Origin of the sequence: Streptomyces cellostaticus (assembly GCF_023630175.1) — a bacterium.
GTDB classification, from domain to species: Bacteria; Actinomycetota; Actinomycetes; order Streptomycetales; family Streptomycetaceae; genus Streptomyces; species Streptomyces cellostaticus_A.
In genome coordinates this window covers 1-4,511 of record NZ_JALLIN010000099.1, presented here as the reverse complement: position 1 = coordinate 4,511, position 4,511 = coordinate 1, and the positions used below count along the sequence as shown (strand labels likewise).

Here is a 4,511-nt window from a genome sequence, read left to right as displayed (position 1 = left end):
CGACGAGTCCGATGCGCTGGTGATCGCCGAGCACTTCGAGGAGCAGGGTCGCAAGACCAAGCGGCTGGCCGTCAGTCACGCCTTCCATTCGCCGCACATGGACGGCATGCTCGCCGACTTCCGCAAGGTCGCGGAGACCGTCACGTACGAGACCCCCCGTATCGCCGTGGTGTCGAACCTGATCGGCGCGCCGGTCACGGACGAGATGGGGTCGGCGGACTTCTGGGTGCGGCACGTCCGCGAGGCGGTCCGCTTCCTGGACGGGATCCGCACCCTGGAGACCGCCGGGGTCACGACGTACCTCGAACTCGGCCCCGACGGCGTCCTGTCGGCCCTGGCCCAGGACTGCCTGGCCGGTGAGGCGGACGCGGCGGTCTTCGCGCCCGCCCTCCGTGCCGGCCGGCCGGAGGGGGAGACGGTCGCCTCGGCCCTGGCACGGGCCCAGGTCCGGGGCGTGACGGTCGAGTGGGAGGCGTACTTCGCCGGCACCGGTGCCCGGTGCGTCGACCTGCCGACCTACCCCTTCCAGCGGCAGCGGTACTGGCTGGAGGCACCCGCCCACGCGCTGGGCGGGGACGTCACCTCCGCGGGGCTCGGCCAGGTCGGGCACCCGCTGCTGGGTGCCGCGGTGGAGCTTCCGGAGTCGGACGGGTTCCTGTTCACCGGGCGGCTCTCCCTCCGCACGCACCCCTGGCTGGCGGACCACCGCGTGGGCGGCACGGTCCTGCTGCCCGGCGCCGCCCTGGTGGAGCTGGCCGTGCGGGCCGGCGACCACGCGGGCTGCGACCTGCTGGAGGACCTCACCCTGGAGGCCCCGCTCACGCTGCCCGAGTCGGGCGCGGTGCAGTTGCGGCTCACCGTGGCGGAACCGGACGCGTCGGGGCGGCGGGCGTTCCACGTCCACTCCCGCTCCGAGGAATCCGGACCGGGGGAGCCCTGGACCCGGCAGGCGAGCGGCGTCCTGACCGTCGCGGACGAGCCCGCCGGCGAGGCCGAGGGGCTGTCCGACGGGCGCTCCGAGTGGCCCCCGGCCGGTGCGGTCGCCTGCGAGGTGGAGGACCTGTACCCGTCGTTCGACGCCATCGGGCTCGAGTACGGTCCGGCGTTCCGCAACCTGCGCCGCGCCTGGCGGCACGGTGACGAGGTGTTCGCCGAGGTGGCGCTCGACGACGAACGGCAGGCGGAGGGAGCCCTCTTCGGGCTCCACCCGGCGCTGCTCGACGCCGCGCTGCACGCGGTCGGCCTCGGGGACTTCTTCCCCGGCGGGTCCGGCGGCGCGAGGCTGCCGTTCTCGTGGGACACCGTGCGGCTGCACGCCTCGGGAGCGACGGCGCTGCGGGTGCGGATGGCGCCCGGCGAAGGCCAGGACGCGGTGGCGCTGGACCTCGCGGACGAGACCGGCCGGCCGGTGCTGACCGCCGGCTCCCTGGTGCTGCGTCCGGTGTCCGTCGACGCCCTCGGCGACGGCGGCCCGGACCCGGTGCGGGACGCGCTGTTCCAGGTCGACTGGCCCGTACTGTCCCCGACCGGGGCGCAGCCGCCCACCGAGGGGCGCTGGGCGCTGCTGGGCGCCGACCCGCTGGAGCTGGGCGCGGCGCTGGAGCGGACCGGTGTGCTGGAGCGGGACGCGCTGTTCGGCGCGGACACCCCGGACGCCGGATCCGCCACGGGCGAAGACCGCGGCCGGTACGCGGACCTGGCGGCCCTCGGCGAAGCGGTGGAGCTGGCACGGGCGTTGGGGGAGCAGGCCCCGGAGACGGTGCTCGTCTCCCTGGCGTCCGGCCCCGACGCGGCGGACGGCCTGGTGCCGGCCGCCCACGCCGCCGCCGCGCACACACTGCGGCTGCTCCACTCCTGGCTGGCCGACGAGCGGTTCGCCGGCTCGCGGCTGGCGCTTGTCACCCGGGGCGCCGTCGCGACGGACTCCGAGGAGGACGTACAGGAGCTGGCGCACTCCGCGGTGTGGGGCCTGGTCCGCTCCGCACAGGCCGAGCACCCCGACCGCTTCGTGCTGGTCGACCTCGACGGCGCGGACGCCTCCTACCGGATGCTGCCCGCCGCCCTGGACGCTGCCGAGACGCAACTCGCCGTACGGGACGGGGCCGTGCTGGCACCCCGGCTGGCCCGGGCGGTCGTCGCGCCCGCCCTGGACGGCGCGCTCCCCGGCCACGGCCTCGACCCGGAGGGCACCGTCCTCGTCACGGGGGCGACCGGAACCCTCGGCGGGCTGATCGCCGGGCACCTGGTCGCCGAGCACGGTGTACGGCACCTGCTGCTCACCAGCCGGCGTGGTGCCGAGGCCGAAGGCGCTGCGGAACTCACGGCCGCCCTCAGCGGGGCGGGCGCGCACGTCACCTGGGCCGCCTGTGACGCGGCCGACCGCGACGCGCTGGCCGCGCTGCTGGGCTCCGTACCCGCCGAGCACCCGCTGACCGCCGTGGTGCACACCGCGGGCGTCCTGGACGACGGCACCGTCGAGTCACTGACGCCCGAGCGCATGGAACGCGTCCTGCGGCCCAAGGTGGACGCGGCGTGGAACCTGCACGAGCTGACGCACGGGCTCGACCTGGCCGCGTTCGTCCTGTTCTCGTCGGCCGCCGGCGTGTTCGGCAACGCCGGACAGGCCAACTACGCGGCGGGCAACGCCTTCCTGGACGCGCTCGCCCAGCACCGCCGGGCGCAGGGCTTCACAGCGGTCTCCCTGGCCTGGGGTCTGTGGGACGACGAGGCGGGCATGGCCGCCACGCTCGACGACCGCGACCGGCGGCGCCTCGGCGGCCGGGGCGGCATGACGCCCCTGTCGGCGGCCGAGGGCCTCGCGCTCTTCGACACGGCCCTGCCGGGCGGGACCCCGTCCGGCGTCGTGCCCGAGGACGCGCGGACCGCGCCGCTGGTCGTACCGGCCCGGCTCGACCTGGCGGCGCTCCAGGCGCAGGTCGGCGACACCGTGCCGCCGCTGCTGCGCGGGCTGCTCCGGACTCCGGTGCGGCGCCGGGCGAGCGGAGCGGCGGCGGACGGCCCGGACTCGCTCGCGCAGCGGCTCGCCCAACTGCCGCCGGCCGAACGGGACCGTGTGCTGCTGGACCTGGTCTGCACCCAGGTGGCCCAGGTGCTGGGACACAGCGGCGCGGCCGCCGTCGAACCGGGAACCGCGTTCAAGGAGCTCGGCTTCGACTCGCTCACGGCGGTCGAGCTGCGCAACCGGCTCGGAGCTGCCGCCGGACTCAGGCTGCCGGCCACGCTCATCTTCGACTACCCGACCCCCGAAGCGCTGAGCGGGCACCTCCGTTCGGCACTGCCCCTCGACGACGACGGGTCGTCCGTCTTCGGGGAACTGGACCGCCTCGAGGCCGCCCTGAGCGCGGCCGACACGGACGGCGTCACCCGCTCGCGGATCACGATGCGCCTCCAGGCACTCATGACCAAGTGGACCGACGCACAGGACGCGGGCGGCGCCGCCGACCAGGACGTCGACGACGACGACCTCGAAACCGCCACCGACGACGAGCTGTTCGACCTGCTGGACGACGAGCTCGGCGCTTCCTGACCGACCGACCAACGTACCGATCACCCGATCGGTCACCCGATCGAGCACCATCCTCCGCCCCATGGGCGGACGGGAGGGCCGGACGAGGGCGCGCCGCCCCGCTCCCCGAGCGGGCGGCGGCGCCGCCCCGTACCGGCCGACCATCCCACCCCTCCGGGGTTCCGCACGCCGGGCCCCGGGCCCACGGACGACCGACCCGTACAACCGCCTTCTCTGGCATGGAGCCCACGCAATGGTGAACGAGGACAAGCTTCGCGACTACCTGAAGCGGGCGACCGCCGATCTGCGCCAGGCCCGCAGGCGGCTCCGCGAGGTCGAGGAGAAGAACCAGGAGCCCATCGCCATCGTCGCGATGAGCTGCCGCTACCCCGGGGGCGTCCGCACCCCCGAGGACCTGTGGCGGCTCGTCGAGAACGGCGACGACGCGATCTCCGGCTTCCCCGTCGACCGCGGCTGGGACGTCGAGTCCCTGTACGACGCCGACCCCGACAGCGCAGGATCCAGCTACGTCAGCGAGGGCGGCTTCCTCTACGACGCCGCCCGCTTCGACCCCGCCCCCTTCGGGATCTCACCGCGCGAGGCGCTGGCGATGGACCCGCAGCAGCGGCTGCTGCTGGAAGCCTCCTGGGAGGCCTTCGAGCGGGCGGGCATCGACCCGTCGTCCGTACGCGGCAGCAGGACGGCCGTCTTCGCCGGTGTGATGTACCACGACTACACCGCCCGCCTCGACTCCGTTCCCGAGGGCGTCGAGGGCTTCCTCGGCACCGGCAGCTCCGGCAGTATCGCCTCCGGCCGCGTGGCCTACACGTTCGGGCTCGAAGGCCCCGCGGTCACGATCGACACGGCCTGCTCGTCGTCGCTCGTCGCCCTCCATCTGGCCGTGCAGGCGCTGCGCGCGGGGGAGTGCTCCCTGGCGCTGGCCGGCGGTGTCACCGTGATGGCGACCCCCGCGACGTTCACCGAG

General features: G+C 75.1%; 2 protein-coding genes. Both read left to right on the top strand.

Annotated features, from left to right (window positions below):
* A partial coding sequence (locus MXD57_RS31685; RefSeq protein ID WP_284506358.1) for a type I polyketide synthase occupies positions 1 to 3,547 on the top strand: 3,547 nt, incomplete at its 5' end.
* A gap of 232 nt (positions 3,548 to 3,779) precedes the next feature.
* Positions 3,780 to 4,511 (top strand): beta-ketoacyl synthase N-terminal-like domain-containing protein (locus tag MXD57_RS31035; RefSeq protein ID WP_250405550.1); only part of this gene is annotated, 732 nt, incomplete at its 3' end.